General features: G+C 56.4%; 20 protein-coding genes and 1 pseudogene. 6 read left to right on the forward strand and 15 right to left on the reverse strand.

Annotation, left to right across the window (positions count from 1 at the left end):
- Window positions 1-43: 43 nt before the first annotated feature.
- Window positions 44-430, forward strand: coding sequence for a DUF8160 family protein (locus tag BSG17_RS22885; RefSeq protein ID WP_089827710.1), 387 nt, complete (start codon window positions 44-46; stop codon window positions 428-430).
- A gap of 227 nt (window positions 431-657) precedes the next feature.
- Here BSG17_RS22885 and BSG17_RS22890 read toward each other — a convergent pair whose 3' ends face one another.
- From BSG17_RS22890 to BSG17_RS22905, 4 genes are all read right to left on the reverse strand, one after another.
- Window positions 658-3507 (reverse strand): FAD-binding and (Fe-S)-binding domain-containing protein, encoded by a 2850-nt coding sequence (locus BSG17_RS22890; protein WP_089827711.1) that lies wholly within the window; start codon window positions 3505-3507, stop codon window positions 658-660.
- The gene (locus BSG17_RS22895) at window positions 3504-3971 is read right to left on the reverse strand and encodes a hypothetical protein (protein ID WP_211609300.1); all 468 of its coding nucleotides are present in this window, start codon (window positions 3969-3971) and stop codon (window positions 3504-3506) included. The genes BSG17_RS22890 and BSG17_RS22895 overlap by 4 nt, the downstream gene beginning before the upstream one ends.
- A gap of 134 nt (window positions 3972-4105) precedes the next feature.
- Window positions 4106-4495, reverse strand: coding sequence for a Rieske (2Fe-2S) protein (locus BSG17_RS22900; protein ID WP_089827712.1), 390 nt, complete (start codon window positions 4493-4495; stop codon window positions 4106-4108).
- A 2-nt stretch (window positions 4496-4497) separates the two neighbouring features.
- Window positions 4498-5610 (reverse strand): amidohydrolase family protein, encoded by a 1113-nt coding sequence (locus BSG17_RS22905; RefSeq protein WP_089827738.1) that lies wholly within the window; start codon window positions 5608-5610, stop codon window positions 4498-4500.
- Window positions 5611-5883: 273 nt separating this feature from the next.
- Here BSG17_RS22905 and BSG17_RS22910 point away from each other — a divergent pair, with 273 nt between their 5' ends.
- Window positions 5884-6675 carry an IclR family transcriptional regulator gene (locus BSG17_RS22910; RefSeq protein ID WP_089827713.1) on the forward strand — a complete coding sequence of 264 codons (792 nt, stop codon included), beginning with the start codon at window positions 5884-5886 and terminating at the stop codon, window positions 6673-6675.
- A gap of 115 nt (window positions 6676-6790) precedes the next feature.
- Here the strand turns inward: BSG17_RS22910 and BSG17_RS28080 are convergent.
- Together BSG17_RS28080 and BSG17_RS22920 are read right to left on the reverse strand one after the other, a co-directional pair.
- Window positions 6791-6973: pseudogene (locus BSG17_RS28080) on the reverse strand (RNA-guided endonuclease InsQ/TnpB family protein); the annotation flags it as partial.
- Between the two features lie 94 nt (window positions 6974-7067).
- Window positions 7068-8378, reverse strand: a complete 1311-nt coding sequence (locus BSG17_RS22920) for an aspartate aminotransferase family protein (RefSeq protein ID WP_089827714.1) — start codon at window positions 8376-8378, stop codon at window positions 7068-7070.
- Window positions 8379-8934: 556 nt separating this feature from the next.
- On the opposite strand from BSG17_RS22920, the gene BSG17_RS22925 reads away from it, so the two are divergent.
- Window positions 8935-10347 (forward strand): APC family permease, encoded by a 1413-nt coding sequence (locus BSG17_RS22925; protein WP_211609302.1) that lies wholly within the window; start codon window positions 8935-8937, stop codon window positions 10345-10347.
- 75 nt (window positions 10348-10422) lie between these two features.
- Here the strand turns inward: BSG17_RS22925 and BSG17_RS22930 are convergent, their stop codons facing one another.
- Window positions 10423-10917, reverse strand: a complete 495-nt coding sequence (locus BSG17_RS22930) for an Lrp/AsnC family transcriptional regulator (RefSeq protein ID WP_089827716.1) — start codon at window positions 10915-10917, stop codon at window positions 10423-10425.
- A gap of 601 nt (window positions 10918-11518) precedes the next feature.
- Between BSG17_RS22930 and lhgO the strand changes: the two genes are divergently transcribed.
- Together lhgO and BSG17_RS22940 are read left to right on the forward strand one after the other, a co-directional pair.
- A complete protein-coding gene (gene lhgO, locus BSG17_RS22935; RefSeq protein ID WP_089827717.1) occupies window positions 11519-12724 on the forward strand; it encodes an L-2-hydroxyglutarate oxidase in 1206 nt (401 codons plus the stop codon).
- A 100-nt stretch (window positions 12725-12824) separates the two neighbouring features.
- The gene (locus tag BSG17_RS22940) at window positions 12825-13964 is read left to right on the forward strand and encodes an acyl-CoA dehydrogenase family protein (protein ID WP_089827718.1); all 1140 of its coding nucleotides are present in this window, start codon (window positions 12825-12827) and stop codon (window positions 13962-13964) included.
- A 5-nt stretch (window positions 13965-13969) separates the two neighbouring features.
- Here BSG17_RS22940 and BSG17_RS22945 read toward each other — a convergent pair whose 3' ends face one another.
- Complete coding sequence (locus BSG17_RS22945; protein WP_089827719.1) at window positions 13970-14755, reverse strand: enoyl-CoA hydratase/isomerase family protein; 786 nt, start codon at window positions 14753-14755, stop codon at window positions 13970-13972.
- Window positions 14756-15100: 345 nt separating this feature from the next.
- On the opposite strand from BSG17_RS22945, the gene BSG17_RS22950 reads away from it, so the two are divergent.
- Window positions 15101-16579 carry an acetyl-CoA hydrolase/transferase C-terminal domain-containing protein gene (locus tag BSG17_RS22950; RefSeq protein WP_170864928.1) on the forward strand — a complete coding sequence of 493 codons (1479 nt, stop codon included), beginning with the start codon at window positions 15101-15103 and terminating at the stop codon, window positions 16577-16579.
- A gap of 92 nt (window positions 16580-16671) precedes the next feature.
- Here BSG17_RS22950 and BSG17_RS22955 read toward each other — a convergent pair whose 3' ends face one another.
- From BSG17_RS22955 to BSG17_RS22985, 7 genes are all read right to left on the reverse strand, one after another.
- Window positions 16672-16881 carry a hypothetical protein gene (locus BSG17_RS22955; protein WP_089827720.1) on the reverse strand — a complete coding sequence of 70 codons (210 nt, stop codon included), beginning with the start codon at window positions 16879-16881 and terminating at the stop codon, window positions 16672-16674.
- A complete protein-coding gene (locus tag BSG17_RS22960) occupies window positions 16878-18872 on the reverse strand; it encodes a TRAP transporter permease (protein ID WP_089827721.1) in 1995 nt (664 codons plus the stop codon). The genes BSG17_RS22955 and BSG17_RS22960 overlap by 4 nt, the downstream gene beginning before the upstream one ends.
- Before the next feature lie 61 nt (window positions 18873-18933).
- Entirely contained in the window at window positions 18934-20031 is a 1098-nt protein-coding gene (locus tag BSG17_RS22965; protein ID WP_089827722.1) for a TAXI family TRAP transporter solute-binding subunit, read from the reverse strand.
- Between the two features lie 135 nt (window positions 20032-20166).
- Window positions 20167-20988 carry a fumarylacetoacetate hydrolase family protein gene (locus tag BSG17_RS22970; RefSeq protein ID WP_089827723.1) on the reverse strand — a complete coding sequence of 274 codons (822 nt, stop codon included), beginning with the start codon at window positions 20986-20988 and terminating at the stop codon, window positions 20167-20169.
- The gene (locus BSG17_RS22975; RefSeq protein ID WP_089827724.1) at window positions 20985-21332 is read right to left on the reverse strand and encodes a cupin domain-containing protein; all 348 of its coding nucleotides are present in this window, start codon (window positions 21330-21332) and stop codon (window positions 20985-20987) included. The genes BSG17_RS22970 and BSG17_RS22975 overlap by 4 nt, the downstream gene beginning before the upstream one ends.
- A complete protein-coding gene (locus tag BSG17_RS22980; RefSeq protein ID WP_089827725.1) occupies window positions 21329-22117 on the reverse strand; it encodes an SDR family oxidoreductase in 789 nt (262 codons plus the stop codon). The genes BSG17_RS22975 and BSG17_RS22980 overlap by 4 nt, the downstream gene beginning before the upstream one ends.
- Window positions 22118-22224: 107 nt before the next feature.
- Complete coding sequence (locus BSG17_RS22985; RefSeq protein WP_089827740.1) at window positions 22225-23538, reverse strand: nickel pincer cofactor-dependent isomerase, group 22; 1314 nt, start codon at window positions 23536-23538, stop codon at window positions 22225-22227.
- Between the last annotated feature and the right edge of the window lie 34 nt (window positions 23539-23572).

Below are 23572 nucleotides of genomic sequence, written 5' to 3' on the forward strand. Positions count from 1 at the left end.
AGCAGCTGGCAATTGACCTCGAACAAGCGGAGGTGACTGCGTAATGGCGAATGAGACCGGCGACTCGGTAAAAGACCGATTCGCACAACGGTTCGATGACGAGAACGATGAGAAGTCAGAGAACGAACAGAACGAAAATCAAGAGAAGAAAGAAAAGAAGGAACGGATGGTAAAGAGTTCAAAGAACGAGAAGGCAGTAAACATCAAATCGGAGTGGACCAACCACTCGATCTATCTCAACGGCGACCTGGCGTCATCGCTCAGCCACAACTACAAACGACTCGACCTCGACCTCGACCAAGACTACGGCCTCTCAATCAAGAAGACACGGCACTACTACCCGTTAATCGTTAAACTCGGATTAGAGCGATTAGAAGAATTAGAGAGTAAAGAAATCAAAGAGAGAATAGAAGAATTAGAAGTCAAATAGAAATTGGCACGGATAGAAAGACGAGATAGCTTGGACCGTATTACCCGAATAGCTCAGAGACCCTAAAAATTCACTCACAGAAGACTCACATCTTGCCTCACGATCCGCCGATGACAGTCTTGATAGCGATTCTAGTCGCCTCTGTTTTGCTCCTCCTCCAGAACGTGATCCCCTCTCGTTTCCCAACGCTAATTTGTGAATAACTCGCGCGCACGCGTATTCATGTCTCAGCGCTCAAGACAGTCGGCTAATAGAACCAATGGATGGGTCGATTGGGCATATCGCTCAGCAACTTGTTGGCTACAGGAAGCACCAGTTGTAACCACATGGTCTGCATCAATGGCATCAAGCTTTGTCGCAAGCTCATCACCGAGAGACACAGAGAGGTCGTAGTGTTCGGCTTCATAGCCAAATGCACCGGCCATTCCACAACAAGTTGATTCGACAGGTTCAACCTCGAACGCTGCAGTACGTAACAATTCAAGGGGAGCCTGGTCTCTTCCGCGGGCCTTCGAGTGACAGTGCCCGTGAACTGCGACACGCTCTCCAGTCGGTGTGAAATCCACTTGTGTAAGGGCGCCCTCTTGGTGGAGAAATTCAACGACGGTTCGGGCAACTGTTGGAATTCCTCGGGGGTCGTCGACTAAGTCACTATATTCTTCCAGAGCACTCACGCAGGATGGTTCGACACTCAAGATTGGAACATCCTCTGCCACACGGTCCCCGAGCCGTTCCACGTTCGTTTCTGCGTCTGCACGTGCTTTCTCGACCATCCCCTGCGAGAGTGCTGGTCGGCCACAACAGGCTGTTTCTAACAGTTCCACAGTATACCCACAGTAATCAAGGATCTCAACCGCTGCTTGACCAACTTCAGGATGATTGTAGTTCGTGTAGCAGTCAGCGAAGAGAATTACTTCCCCATTCTCGTTCGACTGATTGGATGGCGTATATGATTGGAACCAAGCTTCCAGCGACTCGCTCGCAAACTCTGGTAATTCACGTCGCTGGTCGATCCCCAATGCTTTCTCCATTAGCCACCGTGCCGGCCTGGAATCTGCTAGCCAATTCGAAACCGGTGTAAATAGACTCCCAAGTCGATTGAGCGTCCGAACGTTTCCGAACAACTGTGACCGCAGCGGTACTCCGGATTTTTGATGCTTTTGATGTTTTACCTCCGTCTTCAACTTCGAGATATCTGTCCCAGTTGGACACTCTCTCTCGCACGCCTTACACGACAGACAGAGCTCAAGCACTTCCTCTTGGAACCAATCGCTTGTAATGGCGTCCTCACCGAGCGTACCGTTTAATGCTTCACGCAGCATGTTTGCTCGACCGCGTGTAGTTGTGCTTTCGGCTTCGACAGCACGATAGGATGGACACATCACACCCGCATCTGTTGTCCGGCACTTTGAGCATCCGTTACACTGTTCAACAAGCGAACTAAACCCGTTCTCCTCGTCGAACGATAGTGCAGTGTCTATCGGCTCGGGACTATAGTTATCGTATCGTAATTCGTCGTCAACCTCCGCAAGGGAGCCGTCTTGAGTCGGGACGACTTTCGCGGGATTGAATACGTCGTCCGGGTCGAAGGCTCTCTTCAGTTGAATGAATGCAGCGTAGAGGTCTTCCCCGTACATCGACTCAAGATACGTCGACCGTAATCTGCCATCCCCATGCTCACCGCTCACACAGCCACCAACGTCCAACACGAGGTCGTGAACCTGTTCAGAAACAGATCGGAGTTTGTTTCGGTCTTGTTGAGTCTTCAGGTTGAGAAAAGGCTTGATGTGAAGGACACCTTGACCAGCGTGACCGAACACTGATGCTCGAAGATCATGGGCGGCGAGGATTTCACCTACGCGGTCAAGATATTCAGCAAGCTGTTCGGGAGGAACGGCTGCATCCTCGATGAACGAAAGTGCTTGTTCGTCGCCGGGTTGGCGGTTCAATAGTGGGTTGGAGGCTTTCCGAATTTTCCAGATGTCGTTTTGTGCAGCGTCGTTGATAGCACGTTCGACACTCACAGTGCTTTCTGTAGTCGCCGCTGAGACGAGTTCTTCGAGACGAGTTTCTTGCAGTTCGGCCGTGGTTTCAGCCTCGATAAGGAGAGCAGCTCCTGTGTTTTGAGGAACGAGATCAATGCCCCACGCTTCGCGGGCGTACCCCAGAACGGCATCATCAATAAGTTCAACCACACTCGGATCCGCCTCAAGTACTCCCGGGACAGCGTCGGCTGCCGTAATGATATCTTCGTAAAAGACGAGCGCTGCAATGCGAGTTTCAGGTCGTTCAGCAACCTCTAGTGTAACTTCGGTAATCGCGGCTAGTGTACCCTCGCTACCGGTGATGAGCTTTGAGAGGTCAACCCACGATCCATCCTGGCCAATGGCCGTATCGAGATCATACCCGCTCGAGTTACGATCAACATCGGGATACCGTGCGTCAATCTCATCCACGTACTCAATTCCAATATCGCGGACGGTTCGGTAGATTTCACCGACTCGGTCGTCGCGATCACACTTACTCGCCACATCATCACTTGATAGCCGTTCGAATCGTTCAACGGTACCGTCAGCGAGAACGCACTCTACGCTTTGGACGTTATCACGGGTTGTTCCATGTCTGACAGAGTGAGCACCGGCTGCATCGTTTGCAACCATCCCACCGATTGTACAGGTGCCCGATGTGCTTGGGTCAGGTGGAAAGTATAACCCATACTCTTTCAGATGGGCGTTAAGATTATCGAGGACGACACCGGGTTGAACAGTGACGGTCCGGCCGTCTGGATTCACATCAACAATATTGTCAAAGTAGCGCTCGAAATCTACCACGATACCCGCACCGATTGCATTGCCAGTGAGACTACTGCCAGCGCCACGGGGCGTGATACTTGTCTCCATTTTCCGTGCGTACTCAACTATTTGGCACACATCTGTCGTAGAACGTGGGGCAATCACTCCAGCAGGAGTCTCACGGTAAATACTAGCATCGGTCGCATACAGAAGCCGTGTCTGTTCGCTGAAGTCCACGTCACCATCAATTGTGCGTAGCAGCGGCGATGAGGAGTCCAAGCTCATTCGCGATTCACATCCGAACGAATCGTATGCAATGAGTCCGGATGAGGGATTGAACCCTCTTTTCTTTCATTCACATGATTGTAGACTTCTCGTTGGAATTCGCCGCTCGTTATTTCATAGCGGGTGTATGCGTCAGATGTACGCTCCCGACTGACAGTTGATATGACTTCATCATCCACGTAGATTTCCCAAGAGTCACCATACTTGACACCAACACCCATAAATCGAATGTCGATATCGTACGAGGACTCCAGCTGTGTAACCACTGGCGGGACAATTACGTCATCAGTGAATCGAGGAGGTTTGTACGGCTTGAGATCGTGTTCTCTGAATTCCTTGATTGCATCTGTCCACCAATTTGGAAGTTGTTCAGTGTTGACGTCCTCGTAGGGGTCATCACAGTCTAACCAGTTCGTCGGGTCGGTGCCATCAATTACTATATTAATGTCTTTTTGTTGAGCCATTGTATCGAGTGTTTTCACTGTGTGTGGTAATTGTACAGAGTCATGCTGCCGCCAAGGGATGACGATACAAGATGAGTCGTGTCACAACACTAGGGGCTCGTCTCCGAAAGTCCCCTCTGGTAGGCTATCCGTCGTTATAGCTCTACGTACAGTTGGCCGTCGACGACTTGGACGTCATATGTCGGGAGTCGATACGTATCACTCGCAGTGTGTTTCCCATCGGTGATATCAAACTCCCATCCATGCCAGGGGCAAGCCACAATTTCGTCTTGACAAGACCAAATCAACTCGTCGTCGTCATCGACGTCAAGCGTCCCACTCAACAACCCCTCACAGGCTGGTCCTCCTTGATGGGTACAGTAGTTGGAGAGTGCGTGAAACTCCCCATTCGAGTGGAAGACAGCAATTTCTCTTCCTTCGATGTCCACGATTACCCGGTCACCTTCTTCGAAGTCATCGACAGCGATGACGTGGTGTAGGTTGTCTGTTTCAGAAGTCGTCTTGAGAGTATCTTTGGTTCCCATGGTTAGTCGAAATCGTACACCCGATCTGCGGTCTTGCCGTAGATATTCTGAATTTCTTCGCTGGAGAATTCCGAGCGGAGAATCTTCAGCAGTTCATCCGTCATATCGAAGTCGAAGTGCGGATAGTCGGACGAGAACATCAGATTGTCCTCTCCCTCGAAGAGACGGATGATCTGATTGAGGTATTGTGGGTCGTCCAGTCCTTCGACGGGTTGACTGGTAAGATAGAACTGATCTTTCAGGTATTCACTTGGTAACTTATCCAGCATGGGTGCATCCCACTTTGCCCCCATGTAGTCGTGGTCGAACCGACGCATAAAGTATGGATACCATCCAAGACCGGACTCCTGAACGATGAAATCGAGATTAGGGAACCGTTCAGGGACGCCCTGAGTCAACATATCCGCTATATTCGTCTGATGCATCATGTTGTGTGACGTTGCATGAACGGGTAGCGCCCGATTCAGCGATTTCCACGTCGAGGGGAACCGGGTCATCATCGTCCCAGCAGCGTTGTGCATCTTTATCGGAAGTCCCGCTCGTTCACAGGCTTCGTAAAGCGGGTAGTACTTCTCGTTACCAAGAGTAGGATCAACAGACCCGCTTGGAATCATCACTGCAGCGATCCCATCCTCGTTAGCCCGTCTATCAACCTCTTCTGCCGCCTTGATTGGCTTCTGAGGAGCCACGAGTGCGGCACCGTAGAGTCCCTCATCGGGATCGACTATTTCGTCGAGCAACCAGTTGTTGTACGCGGTCGCAAGTGCTGCAGCCAAGTCGTCGTGGTGAACGGCACCCAAGTAGAGGTTCTGAGTCGGCGTGATAACAGCTTTATCCCACTCAATGAGGTTTTTGCCTTTTTTAATATCCTCAGGTGTTCTGACTGTCTCAGAATCGGCTTTCCCCATCGTCACCGAGTACACCATCCCATGAGTTGGGTAGACACGGCCGAGATATCCGTAGTCATCTCCTCCTTGACTATTCAACATCTCGTCGAACGGACTTTCCAAGTATGGGAGTATGTCTTCTTGACGCTCCGTCAGATGAAAGTCGGTATCGACGATAACCTCAATGTCGTCCAGTGACCGCACTGTTTGTCCTGCTGTCGAACTCATCATCTTTTGCAATGCAGATTGGACACATATAACCAAACGCCATTAGCGACCATGAAACGTCGATTTAGGTATTTTCAGTGTCTCTAATGGGGTCCGCGGAGTTCGCCCGGCAGTGTTAGCGAATGACGTTGCTCAATTTACTGTCTCCGTCACCAGAGCGAAGATATCTGACAGCCTGTGGGTGCTCGGTCTGTGTTCACTAACAAGAAACGAAAATGAGAATTGTTTCCTAATAGGGAACTACTTTACAGTCCGAGTGAGATTAGTAGATCGATGAAAGACTGGAAGCCAGGAGGTACAGACCCAGAATCGAGAGGATCGACGATACAGAGCATCGACACGTCGTTCGCTATCGTTACAGCGTTGCGAGAGAGAAATGGAGCGGGCGTAACTGAGTTAGCCGATGTAACCGATCTCTCAAAGAGTTCAGTACACAAACATCTTCGCTCACTTATGAAATACGATTTCGTGGTGAAAGAGGGTGATGAGTATCGGCTTGGCCTCCGCTATCTCGACCTCGGTGCACACGTCCGTGCGCAGATCCCTGGGTCGAGTGAAATAAAGCACAAGCTCCGAGATCTCGCCAACGAAACCGGGGAAAGTGCCCAATTTGCAGTCGAGGAACGTGGGCGGACAGTTGTACTTTATCGTGAAGTCAGCCATGGTGGAGTCTACTCACGCGGGCGGGTTGGTCGTCGATTCCATATGCACCAGACTGCGGCGGGAAAGGCTATTCTCTCCCAATACTCCGACCACTGGATCCATGAAATCGTCGACCGACACGGGCTCCCAGAGGCAACACCACATACAATTACCGACGAGTCGGTCTTATTCGATGAGCTCACCGAGATTAGAGAACGCAGCGTCGCATTCAACAGTGAAGAAAGCACAGAGGGCCTTCGTTCTGTGGCGGTTCCGGTCACGGGGGCGGAAGGCGACGTACTTGGTGCGTTCGCCGTTGCCGGACCGACACATCGAATCACCGGCGATCGATTCGAGACAGAGATTCCAGATCTTGTCCGAAGTATCGTCAATGAACTCGAATTGAATTTGGCGTACTCCTGAACCAACTCAGAATCAAACCCCCAGCGACTCCCATACACCAATAGAGTTCGATGTCAAAACTCTAGCAGTGCCCGTATGGTCCCCATGAGACGACTGCTGTGAACCTGCCCCGAGGTCAAGCCTCGGGGCTTCTTGCTTCCACGACGCGCTTTGCATTCACCTGCAATGGAGCCAACACAGGGAGCGCAGTCTGCACAGGCATTGATTCGGAGCGTCCCGCCCCTACCTTCTGACGACCGCGAGAAAGAATGTTCTTCGCTGCGTTCAAATCTCTATCTTCCACGTGACCACATGCCGGCATTCACCCTCGGGGTCAAGTAGTACGAGAAGGAGTGGACGTCCCTGCCGATGACGAAAAATCGAATGACTGCTCGGGCGATGTAACCTTACTTTTAGGAAACGCTTTCGAGCGCCGTCTGAAGCGCTTCGACTGCGTCTCCAAGCTGAGTGCGTGAAATCGTCAACGGGGGCTGGAAGCGCATGACGTTCTTGTAATATCCACCAACACCCATCACGACATTCGATTCTTCACGGAGGTGTTTGCTAACAGCAGATGCAAGCTCACTGTCCGGTCGAGGAGCGATGTTCTGCGGACCAGTCGTTCCCGGTTCTACAAGTTCGATACCCTGCATCAATCCAAGGCCACGCGTCTCACCGACGACGTCGTAGTCTTTCTCAAGTGTCTCAAGTTTCGATGCAAGCCACTCACCGTTCTGACGTGCATTCTCGACGATCCCACCCTGCAATTCATCAATGGTAGCCAGTGCAGCTGCGCACGCGACGGGGTTTCCGCCGAACGTCGAAAGATGATCACCAGCCTCGAATGCGTCTGCGATTTCCTTTGATGCGGTGAACGCCCCAAGTGGGAGTCCATTCGCGATGCCTTTCGCTTGCGTCAGAATGTCGGGTTCGACGTCGAAGTGGCTGCTTGCGAATAGTTTCCCGGTACGACCATAGCCGGTCTGGACTTCGTCTGCAATAAGAAGTGCTCCGTGGTTGTGAGCAATCTCTTGAACACGCTTGAGCCATGCTTCTGAGGGAGCAATAATACCGGCTTCGCCCATAACAGGTTCGACGATAACTGCCGCGAGGTCGCCGCTTGTATGTGAACCGATGACCCGTTCGAGTTCGTCGGCACAGCTGGCGCCGCACCGGGTACCGTTACAGCGGGGACAGCGATATGCGTACGGCGGCGCAGTATGAGCAACATCGTTAATTGTTGGGGCCATTCCCTGTTTGTACGCCTTGTTCCCTGTCAAAGCCAGGCTCCCGAGCGTACGCCCATGGAATCCCATTTCGAGGGCGATGACTTCCTTAGATCCGGTGTATTTTCGTGCGAGTTTGATTGCCCCTTCGACTGCTTCTGTTCCTGAGTTACAGAAGAAGCTCTTCTCGAGGTTCGCTGGTGTGATATCAGCAATCGTTTCGGCGAGATCGGCCACCGGCTCACTCGGATGCACATACGAACAACCGTGGACAAACTCCTCAAGTTGGGCGGTTGCAGCCTCAACGACAGCTTCGTTCCCATGTCCGACGTTCGTCACCGAAATTCCCGAAAACACATCGAGATATTCGTTGCCCTCGAAATCTTCGAGCGTACAGCCTGATGCTCGTTTCACTGGAACGTTCAGTGATTTCCAGATTGGCATGACGTGGTCGTCGTAGGCAGCCTCGACAGACCGGTTTGTCTTCTGTTCCTGCATCGAGCACTAGTCAGGATTGAATCCTAATAAAATATTCTAAACCGGACACAGTCCAGAATAAGGGTTCAGAACTGACGAAAGTAGACTGATACAACGAGTCGCCCCCATAGGCGTCCGGCTATGGAACAACGCTCATCTGTCGGAGATTGTTGATACCGATCTCTCTAGCCGAGTCGGAACAGAGGTTGACCGGCTGACACTCCCAACGATTCGGTTCTCGTCTCATCGACTGCACCACAGAATCACAAGATGGCTCTCCATCAACAATGTGCTACACAAGAGCGGTGGAACAAAACTCTTCCACCACGCTACCCGCGAGTTCGTCCCAAAGAAAACGAGTTGACGACACATCCAACAGTATCGAATACCTAACTCCTGCTCTTTCACTCGTCTGTTGTGGGTTCGCTAAAGAGAAAGCTGTCGTGCCTCTATCGGATTGACGTCGAGTTTCCCTTAAATTGGATTCCGTGGTAGAACCGATCTCTGGACTGTGTTTATAAATCGGGTCGAATATTGGACACAGAAAGATATATAGTGGGGAAGTTTGACTGTGAGAGTGTCGCACATAACCATGACTGGTGAACTCTCACGCGTCCTTTCAAAACGCGACGTCTTTGTACTCGCGCTTGGCGCAATGATTGGTTGGGGTTGGATTGTTCAGACAGGCTATTTCATTGATCAAAGTGGTGTTACCGGAGCAATCTCGGCATTCGTTCTTGGAGGTATTATGGTGAGTGTCGTTTCGCTCATCTATGGTGAGCTCGCCTCGGCGATGCCGTTCGTCGGCGGTGAACACGTCTATAGTATGCGTGCACTCGGGCCAGCAGGCTCATTCGTCTGCACATGGGCGATTATCTTTGGCTACGTTAGCGTCGTCGCCTTCGAAGCGGTCGCACTTCCGAGCGCACTTGCGTACATTGTCCCTGGTTTCAACGTCTTTGAACTGTGGACGATTGCTGGTCAACCTGTCTACGGAACGTGGGTTCTCACGGGTGTCGTGGGCTCAGTAGTTATCACCTATCTCAATTATCGTGGCGTCCGTCCAGCAGCACAGTTTCAAGCGATTCTTGCGCTTATAATCACACTTGCTGGTTTAACGCTCTTACTCGGAGCACTCTTCAACGGGACCTCACCATCGTCACCGCCGTTTGCGAACGCCGGAATTGGGGGCGTGTTTACTGTGGCGATAATGACGCCCTTCATGTTCGTTGGATTCGACGTAATTCCTCAGGCGGCGGGTGAGGCCGATGTTTCCCCGAAAATGCTCGGAGGGCTCATCGGCCTCTCAGTTGCCTGTGCCGCTGCATTCTATATTGCGGTGATTTGGGCGGCAGGGCAGGTCGCCACAGGAACAACGCTCGTTGAGAGTCCACTCCCCGCAGCGACTGCTATGGAAATTGCGTTCAACAGTAAAATCATCGGACGAATCATGGCACTCGCCGGACTTGCTGGGATTCTCACGAGTTGGAATGGGTTTGTGCTTGGCGCGAGCAGAGCGATTTACGCACTCGCCGAGTCGGACATGTTGCCTGGCTCTCTTGCAACGATTCACTCAGAACACAACACGCCGTCAACGGCAGTCGTCCTCGTCGGCGCTCTCGCTGCGCTCGCACCGCTGTTCGGCGAACAGATGCTTGTATGGATTGTGAACGCCGGCGGTCTCGGGATGGTCACGGCGTGGTTCCTCGTGGTAATCTCCTTCCTGATTCTGCGATACCGTAACCCTGGACTCAACAGACCGTTTAGACTTCCCGGTGGGTATGTCGTCGGTGCACTCGGGTTGGTCTTGACAGTCTTCTTTATTGGACTCTACCTCCCCGGATCGCCTTCAGCACTCTCGTGGCCCTACGAATGGGCTATTGTCGCACTCTGGAGTCTGCTCGGCGGTGTTCTTCTCATACTTGCAGGGGGCCTTCCCACGCAAAGTGAAGCAAAAGCCCACATGAGCGCTCACGAATTGGAAAGATAGTACCCGCGCGAACTTTTTTGGATAAGAAGTGCCGCTTGAGATCCGGGTTGGATAGCCGCTTGAGATTGGTTCTCGCTATGAGAGGTCCGGGAGAAGTGCGTCTTTCAGACTCTCAAGATCGTAGTCGTTGAATGGGTTCGGTTCGTCCTTGATCGTCGTAATAACAAACATCGAACTAGTTCTTGAGATTTCGTCTATCTCTTCGAATTCCGAGACGAGGTCTTCAACCATCCCACGGGATGCAAGATGCGAAATTAGAACGAAGTCGGTATCGCCGAGGGTGAAATACACTTGGTTGACACCGTTCACATCACCAAGTTTGTCACCAACCTGCTTGTGGTACTCAGAGCCATATTCGGCCCAGACTTCCGTGACAAGGGTGAGGTTGAGTCCCGCCTTTTTGAAGTCGATATCGAAGATGTCGTTCTTTATAATCCCCTCTTCCTGTAATCTGTCAAGACGGTAGTGAACAGTCGATTTCGGAATTCCGGTTTCTTCGGCTATCTTATCGGGGCTTCCTGATTCGAGTGTTCCAACCGCTTTAAGAATTCGAAGATCCTTGTCGTCCATAGAACACAATCAGAAGGGCAGCGATATTATTGTTCTGTGTCCAACTAGGTTGCCACATCTCGATACGGCTGGTTCAGCAAGATCAAGAGCTGTAGACCGACCTCCTAGGCTCACTTGGGGCCTTCCGAGGCCATCCCTGTCGCCACAGTGAGACAAGGTTGTCAGTTATCTATCTGGTCTACTCCGCTGGAGCGCCACATACGATTACCCTCACCAAATATTCGAGGTATACTATAATTTTTTGGAATCTAATTTATTCTATCAAGATAAAAAATTTTTACTTTATTTGTTCTTTACTCTTGTTACTAGGGGGGCTAACTTGGCCTTACTCTATTTTCCACTCATACCTGTGCTGCCAATATCTGTCTTAGTTCGAGATATATTCTGACCTTTTTAGATCATAACACAAGAAAATAGTCAAAACCGTACTTAGTTGAGTGGTATTTTCTATGTACTAGATGGCTAACTTGATTGTGGATGTTATTATGATATTCTTGGAGAGATGGAACTAATTGGATGTCTTGGACGAGAGAGAACGGGTGAACGTTGTCTGGAGCGACATAGCTATTGCACAGTCGTCCCACTGTGTGCGTAGTTCGCAATGATTCAGCACGACGTCACCATCGTCGGTGGCGGTTGCGTCGGTCTCTCCACTGCCAAGCATCTTTCAGAGCAAACGGACCTCGACGTCGCCGTCGTAGAGAAGGAGCACCACCTCGCCGCACACCAGAGCGGCCGAAACTCCGGCGTCCTCCACCCTGGATTCAACTACCCACCCGACTCGGAGAAAGCGCGGTTCGCAACTGAGGGTACACAACGGATGAAAGAGTACTGTGCTACACACGGGATTCCGTGTGAGGAGCTCGGTGTGCTCGTCGTCGCAAAAAACGACCGAGACGAAGCCCAACTGGACGTTCTATCTTCCCAGGCTGACGAGAATGGGGTCGCGTACGAACGACTCAACTCACAGGCGGAGATACGGGAACACGAACCGCACGCCGTCGGACAGGCGGCCCTCTACGCGCCCGAGGCGGCGTCTGTCGACTCCCAGCAGTACGTCTACGCGCTCGCACGAGAGGTTCAACAGAACGATGTTGACCTTTACACAGGTCACGCCGTCTCGCGAATCGACGAGACGCCGTCTGGCTACCACTTGACGACAAGTAACAGTATCATCGAGACGGCATACCTTGTGAACGCAGCCGGCCTCCACGCTGACACGCTAGCACAGCAAGTGGGCGTCGGCGACGGCTATCAGGTGGTTCCCTTCCGCGGTGAGTACTACGAAGTCACACCTGACCAGACAGACCTCTGTCAGACGATGATCTATCCGACGCCCGACCCCGAGTTGCCGTTTCTCGGTGTCCACTACACCCGACGGACAGACGGCAAAGTAATCGTCGGTCCCAACGCCGTCCTCGCGTTCGGTCGCGAAGCGTACGACAACACTGACCTCAACCCATCGGAACTCGCCGAGACACTCCGATATGACGGGTTCAGAGAGCTCCTTAAGTCGAAGACAATGCTCTCCGTGGCGTGGTCGGAACTGAACAAGTCCTATCGAAAGGAAAAGTTCACCGAGGCGGCCCAACGGCTCGTCCCGGAGGTTCGCGCGAAAGACTTACGGAAGAGCTACGCAGGCATCCGTGCACAGCTCGTGAGCGACGACGGTGAGTTGGTCAAAGATCCGCTGGCTATCGAGACAGACGACGCGGTCCACGTGCTCAACGCTGTCTCTCCGGGGCTAACATCGTCGCTCCCGTTCGGCGAGTACGTCGCTGAGACCATCGCAGCCAAGACGGACTGACCGACGTCACTCGTCAGTACAGTGTCGCTCGGTTTGGTGCTCTCCGTCGGACGGCGATACAGGCCGGTTGTTTATTACATACCACCCATAACTACCGGTGATGCAAGCGCTGACGCAAGAGCAACGCGAATTTGCCGAACGGGCCGAAGATGTCGCTGCAACGTTCGCTAACAACGCATACACGTGGGAAGGTGACCTCCCGTGGGAGAACCTTCAGACACTCGCAGATGCGGATTTATTCTGTCCGTCCATCTCCGAGGAGTACGGGGGTGGTGGGCGCTCGGACCTCGCGGCGATGTTGTTGACCGACGCGGTCGGCCGGGTCTGCCCCGACACGGGCTGGTTCACGTACATGCAGTGTATGGTCGCCCCGCGGGCCATCGACCTCTTTGGAAGCGAAGAGGTCAAAGAACGCTATCTCCCGGACGTCACTGCGGGCGAGGGGCACATCTCCATCGCGATCTCCGAACCGGAGGCCGGCTCCGACGTAGGTTCGATGAGCACTACTGTCACTGAGGAAGATGGTGAGTTGGTGTGTAACGGTGAAAAGACGTGGGTCGGTGGGATTCCGTTCTCCGACGTCGCCGTCACGTGGGTCCGATTCCCGGAGGGGTTGGGGTCGGTCGTGCTCGACCTAACGGACCCCGGTGTCGAAGTCGTCGAAGAACACACGAACATGGCAGGCTACAGCCAGACGCACTTCCGTATCGACGACGTCCCTATCCCCGAGTCACACGTCCTCACCCGCGGCGAAGAGGGGTTCCGACGACAGCTCGTCTCGCTCAACTGGGAGCGACTCGGGAGTTCGATTCTCACAGCCGCGTGGGCGACTGCCGGTCTGAAGACTGCGCTGTCTTACGCCGCCGACAGAGAGCAGTTCGACCAATCTATCGACGACTTTCAGGGTATCGAGTGGAAACTTGCAGAGATGTACCGGCAGGTCGAGACGGCGAACGCCGTTGTCTACAACACGGCCGCCAGTTCCCACGGGACCGACCACGCCCCGCCTCGACTCAAGACGTCCGTCGCGAAGCTGCACTGCTCTGAGATGGCCGAACGCGTTGTCAGTGAGGCGGTCCAGATTGTCGGCGCACGTGCCTACCAGCAGGGCCACCCGCTCGAGTACCTCTATCGGCTGACCCGTAGTCGCCGTATCGCCGCCGGAACCGACGAAATTCAGAAGAACACTATCGCCCGAGCACTGAAACAAGAGGGCGTCCCCGCCGTCTCGGACCGATAGTCGTTCTACTCGCCGAGGCCACGGTCGTACTCGGGTTCTCGGCCCTCGTTGAACGCGGCGACCGCCTCTTGGTGTTCGGGGTCGGTTACGCAGTCCCACTGGTACTCGGCCGCGAGTTGGCAGTACTCCTCGAAGCTCCGGGTAGGGTCGACGAGGCTGTTCGTGTGCTGGACGGCCGTCGCCGGCTTGTTCACGATCTCCTCAGCCAATGCTCGCGCCGCAACGAGTGCGTCGTCAGCCTGTTCGACTGCTAGTCCGATGTCGACGGCGGCTTCAGGCGTGATGTCGCGGCCGGTGAGGAGATACTCGCGGGCCTTCGACTCGCCGATGAGTCGCGGGAGCAGCCACGCACCGCCGTCGCCCGGCACCAGCCCGATGTTGACGAACCCCTCGCGGAGTACCGCCTCGTCGCCGACGACCCGCAGGTCACACGCGAGCGCGAAGTCACAACCGGCACCGATAGCCGGCCCGTTCACCGCCGCGATAGACGGCGTCGCCATCGACCGGAGTTTCGAGACGAGTTGTTGAATCATCCAGAGGTACGCCCCGTACTCTTCCATCGACTGGTCGTCCCAGTCGGGCATCTTGGTGGTGTCCGCTCCGGCACAGAATCCCTTCCCTGCACCCGTCAGAATCACCGAGTACACGTCATCGTCCGCTCCTGCCCGGCGGACGGCGTCGTTCAACTCCAAGATGGTCGTCCGCGTGAACGCATTGTACACGTCCGGTCGGTCGATGGTGATGGTCGCGATGCCGTCGGCTACCTCGAACCGCACCTCTTCGTACTCCATACTGGTGTTCTGTCGGGGACGCATATAATTCGGTCGTCGGTTCGAACCCCCGCTGGATCCACCATATCGTTTATTACACATAGCCCGTAACTATACGCTACCACTGCGAGCGAGCCACGCAACCGGCCGTCCAGCGCAGGCTATCGGGCGACTGGCTGTGCGCCAGCGAGCGCTACGCTCTGGACTTGACGATGACGCCCCATCGGACCGGTCGCGGAGCGACGGTACCCGCTCGCAGAACCTCAACGGAACGATGTACGGACTAACTCACGGTGATACCGTCACCATCGACTTGCAGACCGAACCGACCGGCCGACGCGCTCGACGAACCGACCCGGTGAGAGTATGACCGACCAACTGCTGCTCGGAGAGGGCCCGGTCACGGAGCGCATCCACGGAGATCTCCCGCTCGTCGACGCCGAAACAGCCGCTGCACACGTCGACGCCGACGCAACGGTGCTCACGAGTGGGTTCGGGAGCGTCGGCTACCCAAAGGAGATACCACTCGCACTTGCCCGTTCGATACGCGACCTTCAGCTGACCGTCGTCAACAGCGGCAACGTCGGCGAAGAGATCGACGTCGACCTCATCAAGGCCGGGGCCGTCGAGCGGCGCTTCTCCTATCAGTCGTCGCGTGTCGCACGCGCGGCGACCAACGAACGCGAGGTCGCTTTCAGCGACCGGAACGCGTCGTCCATCGGTGACGAGGTGCAGTACGGCGGGATGGTCGACGCCGACGTAGCCGTCGTCGAGGCGGTCGCCGTCGGTGAGGGGTGGTTCATCCCCTCAACGTCGCTCGGGCAGGTCCCCGCGTTCGTCGAGGCCGCGGACGAACTCTTCGTCGAACTGAACCACTGTCAACCGCTCGAACTCCAGGCACTTCACGACGTCTATCGGCCCGACGCCCCTCCGAACCGGGGTCCGGTTCCACTCACCGAACCCGACGGGCGCATCGGCGAGTCGTACGTTTCGTTCGACCCGGCGAAACTCGTCGGCGTCGTCGAGACCGACCGGGAGGATTCGACCTACACGTTCCGGGATCCAACCGACGACGACCTGGCTATCGCCGCCAACCTCCGGTCATTTCTCACCACGGAGATGGAGCGGTCGCCCGTCTTCGACGACGCCGTCCACCTCCAGTTCGGCGTGGGGTCGCTCGGCAACGCCCTGATGGGCGAACTGCAGGAACTCGACTTCGGCGACCGCGACGTGGTCTACTACGGTGAGCTAATTCAAGACGGCCTGCTCGACATGCTCGACACCGGCGGCCTGGAGTGTGCGAGTGCGACGTCGATGGCGCTCACCGCCGAGGGACAGACCAGACTCTTTGAGAACATCGAGCGGTATGCCGAGGACATCGTCCTCCGACCCGCAGACGTCGCGAACCACCCGGGACTCATCGACCAGTTCGGCGTCGTCGGCGTCAACAGCGCCATCGAAGTCGACATCTACGGCAACGTCAACTCGACACACATCGGCGGTCGGCGGATGATAAACGGTGTCGGCGGCTCTGCGGACTACAATCGGAACTCGCTCGTCTCCGTCTGTGCACTGCCGTCCGTCCACGGGGAGGACGTCTCACGCGTCGTCCCGATGACGTTCCACGTCGACCACACCGAACACGACATCGACGTCTTCGTCACCGAGCAGGGCGTCGCCGACGTCCGTGGTTGTTCGCCGGTCGAACGAGCAGAACGTATCATCGAGCACTGTGCACACCCCGATTTCGCCCCAAAACTCCGGTCGTATCTGAACGACGTCGCCGAAGACGCGTATCACATCCCACACGACGTACCGCGTGCGGCGAAGTGGCACGGATACTGACTGCGAGGCCTCTCGACTTCTTCGATCCGTCTCTCGGGTTACATCTCCACTCGGAGCAGCGCGAAAACCGAAACCGGCCACGAGGTGGCAGGTTACGCGGTGAAATAGAGGAAGAGCCAGAAGAGATAGCCGCCGGTGAGGATGGCGGCGACGATGCCTTCGAGCACCTTCGTGTAGGAGTCACCATGTGTCTCACGGAACTCTTGCACCGTCTGTAACCGGATCCACACCGGCATGAGCGGCGCCGGGACGAACTCCTCGAACCCACCGACGTCTTCGGTCGAGCCGTCGGTCGAACTCATTGGTCGACCCCCTTGGTGAACGGGAGACGTTTCCCGCTCGTCACCATCTTCTCGGCGACGAAGATGCCGAGGAACACGAGCGTGCCGGCGAGTTTTACCAACTGCCCCGGGTAGACCATCACGAAGACACCCATGGCGGTCATGAACAGCCGAAGCAGGATGCGACGTCCAGCGCGCATCTCAAAGGGGTAGTTGAGCCCGTAGATCATCATGATACCGCCCATCAGCACCAACGTCCCCGCGACGAGACCGCCGATGGTGAGATCCATCGAAATCATCGCTGGGTTGTAGACGAAGGCGATAGGGAGGATGAACAGCGGTGCGGAAATCTTGATAGCCGCGCCACAGACACGCCAGAAGTTCGCGCCAGCGATACCGGCGGTGACCACCGCCGCCGTGGCAACTGGTGGTGTGATTCCAGCCAGGATGGCGGCGTAGAACACGGTATAGTGAGCCGTGATGTCCGGGATGCCGAAATCGGCGACGAGCGTCGGTGCGATAAGAATCGCGACGATGACGTACGCGGCGACCGTCGGCATGCCGACACCCATCAGGATGGCCACCAGCATCGCGAGGAGAACGGCGAACAGCAGCACGCCGCCCGAAAGGTCGATCAACAGGAGTGCAATCTTGTTCGGGACGCCCGTGACACTGAAGATGTCGATAACGCCGTTGACCGCCACGAGGATGATGGCGATAGGTGCGAGGATGATGGCACCCCGGCGGAACCCGCGGACAGTGTTTCGAAGTTGGTCGACGAACTCGGTCGTCGGCGACGTGTCCGAGCGGTCGACTAATCGTTGAATTACGGGGACAGTGACGCCGCAGATGACCATCGAGACGATCGTCCATAGTGCCGAGGTCATCACCGTAAACTGAGCGACGCCCAGCAGGTAAATAAGCACGAGGAACGGGATACCGAACCGGACGGTCTCGAACAGTTTCTGTTTCGTCGAGAGTTCGTCGTCGAAGAACTCTGAGAAGTCCATCTCCTGACTACTGGAGTCGCTGATCGCGACGTAGTGGACTGCAATACCGATGCAGGCGACGAGTATCGCTGCTGGGATGAGACCGGCAGTGACGATGTCGAGGTAGGCGACTTGCAGGTACGAGGCCATCACGAACGCCGAGGCACCCATGACCGGCGGGAGCACTTGCCCCGATGTTGACGCGACCGCCTCGATACCGGCGGCTCGATGCGGTGCCATCCCGCTGTCTTTCATCGTCGGAATCGTGAACGAACCGGTCATCGCAGCATTCGCCGTGTACGAGCCGTTGATAGACCCAATGACCGCGGACGCGAGCACGGCTGTCTGGGCGACGCCGGACTCGATGTACTTACCTGACTGGATGGCGACCCGGAGAATCAGGTCGAACGCACCGTAGCCGAACAGGAGTCCGGCGTAGAGCAGGAACGGAGCGATCCACGCGGCGGTCAGCTGCGTCAGGCTCCCGTAGAACCCGTAGAGGTCGGTGACGAGCGACTGCAGAAGTGTCAATTCCGTCATTCCCCCGTGGTTCAGGATACCCGGCGCGTAGTTGCCGTACACCCCATATATTATCGCGCCGCCAACGAGTCCGAGAAAGAGGTTCCCAAACTCGCGCCACGTGAGATAGAGGATCGAGAGGATGATGATCCGTGCCAGCATGTACTCGTGTTCAAGGGCGTACCCCTGCTGCATGACATACACCTGCGTAAAGTTCATCGTAAAGTAGACAGAGGCGCTGATGAGGATAACTGCTGCCGGCAGCAGCACCGCCGCATCGGTTCTGTCACCCTCTTCGAGCGCCTGTCGCGTCTGGTCAAGGGCGTACACGCTCAGGATTGCACCGACGAAAATGACGCCGTACTTTACACGCGACATATCCTGTGTGTACGCCCAGCCGAGAACGATGAGCCAGAACACAATCGCGCTGACCGTGACACTCAGGTCTAACCCTCGAAGGGCACTCGTTACGAAACTACTCTGCTGCTCTGTGTTTGAACTCATTGTATATCTTTGGTGGTCAGTCTGTCGAAAAGGCGAGTTTCACAGATGTTTCGGGTTCTGCTTACTTACCGACCGAGAGATTATCGTCCCACGCGTCGTTCTCTTTGTAGTACTTCGCCGCACCGGGGTGGACCGGAATCCGCTTCCGCGCAGAGCCAAGCATATCCGACGTTGACTCGAAGTCGTTGAACTGTTGTTCCGCTTCGTTGACTGCGTCGTTGTGCTCGTCGACGACGCGACAGAGTTCGTACACTGCGTCCTCGCTCGCTTCCGGTGTGAACGTGTAGTTGACCTCGAGGTCCCACGTGAACACTTGGTCGGTCTGGATGTCCTGTTGCATGCCCCACTCGTCGACGGAAATTTCCGAGGAGCCAGCACCGGCGTACGACTCGATAGACTGTTTAAGCGCGTCGGTTGGTTCGACGTAGTGGACGTCGACACGGGCGTCGTACTCCGTCACCCAGCCAGTGTAGCCGGCACCGGGAGTTCCGTACGCGATGGCGGCGTCGATTCGCCCCTCCTCCATCGCCCCCGGCGCGTCGCCGACACCCATGTTCTGGATGTTCATCTTGTCGTAGATTCCCTTCGTCGGCTTCTGGGACCAGACGTCGAGCGTCGTCGCCCGTGTCGAGTAGCCCGGTTCTGCCGGATAAACATTCTTGCCAGCGAGGTCATCGAACGTCTCGATGCCGGTCCCGTTGCGGGCAACAACGTAGATACTGTATGGGAACGCGTAGAACCCGTAGTAGGGTATCTCGTCGACCGACTTCTCGGCGAAGCTTCCACGGTCGTCGAGTGCCTTGGTTAGTGAGTTGTTGTCGGTGATCCCACCGTTGAACTGGTCCTGTGCCATCCGGTAAATAGTTCCGACGTACCCCGGGCTCTCTACGGTCGAGTAGCTCAGTTCGTCACTGTTCTGACTGACCGCCCGCTCGACAGCGAGTCCGACGTTCTTTGTCCCACCCGCAGAGGTACCGACGCGGAGCGACATGCTGCCGCCGCCGCCATTACTGTCTCCACTGCTGCCGTCCCCTGACGCGTTTCCATCAGACGACCCACCGTCGCCTCCGCTACCACTGGTGCAGCCAGCAAAACCAGCGATACTCGCAGTTGCGGCTCCATACAAGAACTTCCGGCGGTGTATGCTATCATCGACCATTATTGTCTTTAGTTAGCATTGGTGACTATCTCAGTCGAGGACTTATATCTTTTGATTGAGCGGGCTACTGGTCTCTTGGTAAGAAACCATCTGGGTAGCGTCCCGGGAGGAAACGTAAATGGCCACGGCAGTAATCTACCGAACGACCGGTGCAGTCACGGAGCCGATCGATTCCACGGCAGTCCGTACATCGTCACCTGGTTCGATGGGCCACGCACCTGGGGTTCCAGTACTTATCAGGTCGCCGGGCTGCAGCGTCATAATTTTCGAGTGGAACGAAATGAGCTCAGCCGGTGAGAACAGCATGTTCTTGATTTGGTTCTCGGCTCGCACCTCGTCGTTGATGATCGTCTGCACCGTCAGGTCCTCGAAGTCGGTTCGTTCCTCGGGAACGACGATAGCCGGTCCGACGACGATGAAGGAGTCGTAACTCTTCGACCGGGTCAAGAACCGCGGGTTCCGCTGGAGGACGTCCTCCGCGGTCATGTCGATGACGGGCAGATAGCCGGCGACGACGTTGTCGACGTCCGCCTCGTCGACGTCCCGACACGTCCGACCGAGGACGACTCCCAACTCGCCCTCGGCGGTCACCCGCTCGGACTGCGACGTCGGCGGGAGACGTATCGGACCACCTGGACCGGTGAGCGCCGTCGACGGTTTCATGAAACTCGCCGGCTCCGTCGGTCGATCCTCGTCGAGGTCGCCGGCGTGTTCCTCGTAGTTCAGTCCAATACCCCAGAGCTTCCCGAATTGTTCGAGCGGTAGCCCAAACGAGATTGTCTCTGCCGGTACTCGCTCTGCCGTCGCGTCGTCGATGTCGCCGAGCGTCTCGTCTGCGGCGTGCGGAAGAGCGTCAGAGATGCTGTCAAATTCAGGGTGGACTGACTGAAGGTCGACGAACCCCGCCTCGTCGCCGAGCAGCGGCCGACCCGTTACTGTCCGCGCGAGGAACTTCATTCCTCGCGCTCCGTCCAGAAGTCGAACGACCGGCCGGGAGCGAACACGTCCAAGCCGACGGCGAACTCGTTACCCGTGTTCTCGACGCGGTGTGGTTCGTCTGACTCGAGGAGCACCGAGTCGTACTGCTGGAGCGTGACGGAGTCGTCCTCGGTGGCGACGGTGAGCTCGCCCTGGAGGCAGAGACAGACTTGCTCGTTCTCGTGGTCGTGCATCGGCGAAGAGTGGCCCGGGGGCTTCTCGAACCACTCGAAGCTGAACTGGTCGCTCCCGGCCATCGAGACGCGCCGCCACTCGTCTTCGGGTTCGTACGTCTCGGCGTCGTCAAACGGAACAGGCTTCATAAGTTCGCTCCCGTGGAGCCGCCGTCGATGGGAATCGCGGTGCCGTTGATGTAGCCCGACTGCGGCGAGGAGAGGAACGCGACGGTGTTCCCCAACTCCATCGGGTCGCCGATGCGTTCAAGCGGGTTCGTTCCCCAGTCAGCGAGTCCCTCCTCGTAGCTGTCGTAGTCGCCGCGGTCGACGGCAGCCTCGACGAGGTCGCGAATTCGGGATGTCTCGTGTGGGCCGGGAAGCACAGCGTTCGACCGGATGTCGGGGGCGAACTCCTTTGAGAGCGTCTTCTCCAGTCCGATGACGCCCATCCGGACGGAATTCGAGAGCACGAGGCTGTCGATAGCCTCCTTCACGCTTCGCGAGGTAATCGTCACGATGGTTCCGCCGCCGTCCTCCTTCAGGTATGGCTCGGCCGCACGCGCGAGACGGACGACGCTCATCACGAGCAGGTCGTACGCATGTTCCCAGTCGTCATCGTCGGTCTCAAGGAACGCGCCGGAGGGCGGTCCGCCGGCGGAGGTAACAAGGTGATCAAGTCGGCCGAACGTCTCTACCGTCTCGTCGACGAGTCGCTGGATGTCGTCAGGGTTCGTGAGGTCTCCGGAGACAGCGAGGACGTCGCCGCTTCCGATGTCGTCTACTTCGGCCTCCGCCTCGGCGAGCCGTTCCTCGTCACGTCCGTTGATGACCACGTGTACACCTTCGCGAGCGAGTGCCTTCGCCGACGCCTTACCGAGTCCACTGGACGACGCGGTGACCAGTGCGACGTTCCCGTCTATCTGTAGGTCCATGTCACCAATAATCAGGATGATGTTGAAAACGTTTCCGAAGGGGGCGGTCTCTTACCTCATTGATAAGTGTACGACTGCCCCACTTGCGGCGCATTACCCTCACCGCTCTACGGTCGGTCGTTGTTCCACGCCTCGAACGACGCCGTCCCGTCTTCGTACGCGAGTCGTTCGCGGGCGACGACCTGTGCTGTCGCCGGCAGTTCGTCGATGAGTGCCTCCGAGATACGGAACTCGGTCAAATCCTGTGTGTTCCGTATCCAGACGACTCTGACCGCCTCCGGGTCGTACCCACCGAGGGCGACCAACGAGGCGCGAATCGCGAACTCGTCGTCGGGCGCGACGACTGGGAGCTGTATCTTCGCGATGGACCCGCTCGTCAGCGCGTTCGCGTACGCTTTCTGGAGGTCAAGTTGGTTGATCGCGGCTTGACGCGTCATATCTGCTAGACCGACACCGTTTCCGTTCCCTTTCGTCTTCTCGGTCAACCCTCTGACGTAGAGTAGCTTGACGTTCGGCGTCTCGGGGTCGGGGGCGTTCAACACGCGGTACCGACCGATGACGTTCGTATCCATCCCGGCGCCGGAGATCTCCTTGCCGAGTTCGTCGACGACGAGGAAGTCGACGTCGTCGAACGGGAGTGTCGGCATCTCGTCGTACGCCCACTCCAACAGTGCGGGCTCCCTGTCGGTGAACGACTCTCCTTCGACGCTTTCGACGTGCGCCGTCTCCTCCTCGAAGTTCTCGACGAGGGCGACACCCGCCAGCAATGGGACCGCCTCCCTGATGACGTCGAGCGCCGCTTCGAGCGTCTCGACGTACCCCTCTTTGATGGCCGTCGAGTGGAAACTCTTCGCGCCACGCTGTTTGCCGAGGCCAACGACGGTCATCTTCGAGAGCCCGCTCTCGATCGGGCCGGTAAAGTTCGTGTGCGCCTTCACGCGGTTGACGACGACGACAGCGTCAGCGTCGAGTGCCGCTGTCGAGAAGTGGACGGTCGTCGGTGTCTCGCCGACCGTCACGGTCTCCAACTCTCGTGTCTCCATCGTCGCGTCGATAGGTGCGTCCACGCTCGCTTCGGTAATTCCCAGTGCAGCGAGTACCTCACGCTGCCCTGCTGCCGTCGCGCCGCCGTGGCTTCCCATCGCGGGGACGACCACCGGCTCGAACCCCCGGTCGTCGAGTGTCGACACTACAGCGCGGACGACCTCGTCGAGTGCGTGAATTCCTCTGCTCCCAACGCCGACCGCGACTCTCGCGCCGGGGTCGAGTGTTGACAGGGTGAGATCGGCGACCTCGGACCGTGCGGCGGCCGCGGGGTCGTCGATCCGCGTCGTCTCCGGTTCGTACCGGACACGGGCAAACGACGGCAATGGCTGCGGTTCGATGAGATCGTCCAGGTCACTCCGACTGGGGAATTCCATACAGGTCTCTGTCACGCTATCGTACATATGTCCA

Source organism: Halogranum amylolyticum (assembly GCF_900110465.1).
Classification (GTDB): domain Archaea; phylum Halobacteriota; class Halobacteria; order Halobacteriales; family Haloferacaceae; genus Halogranum; species Halogranum amylolyticum.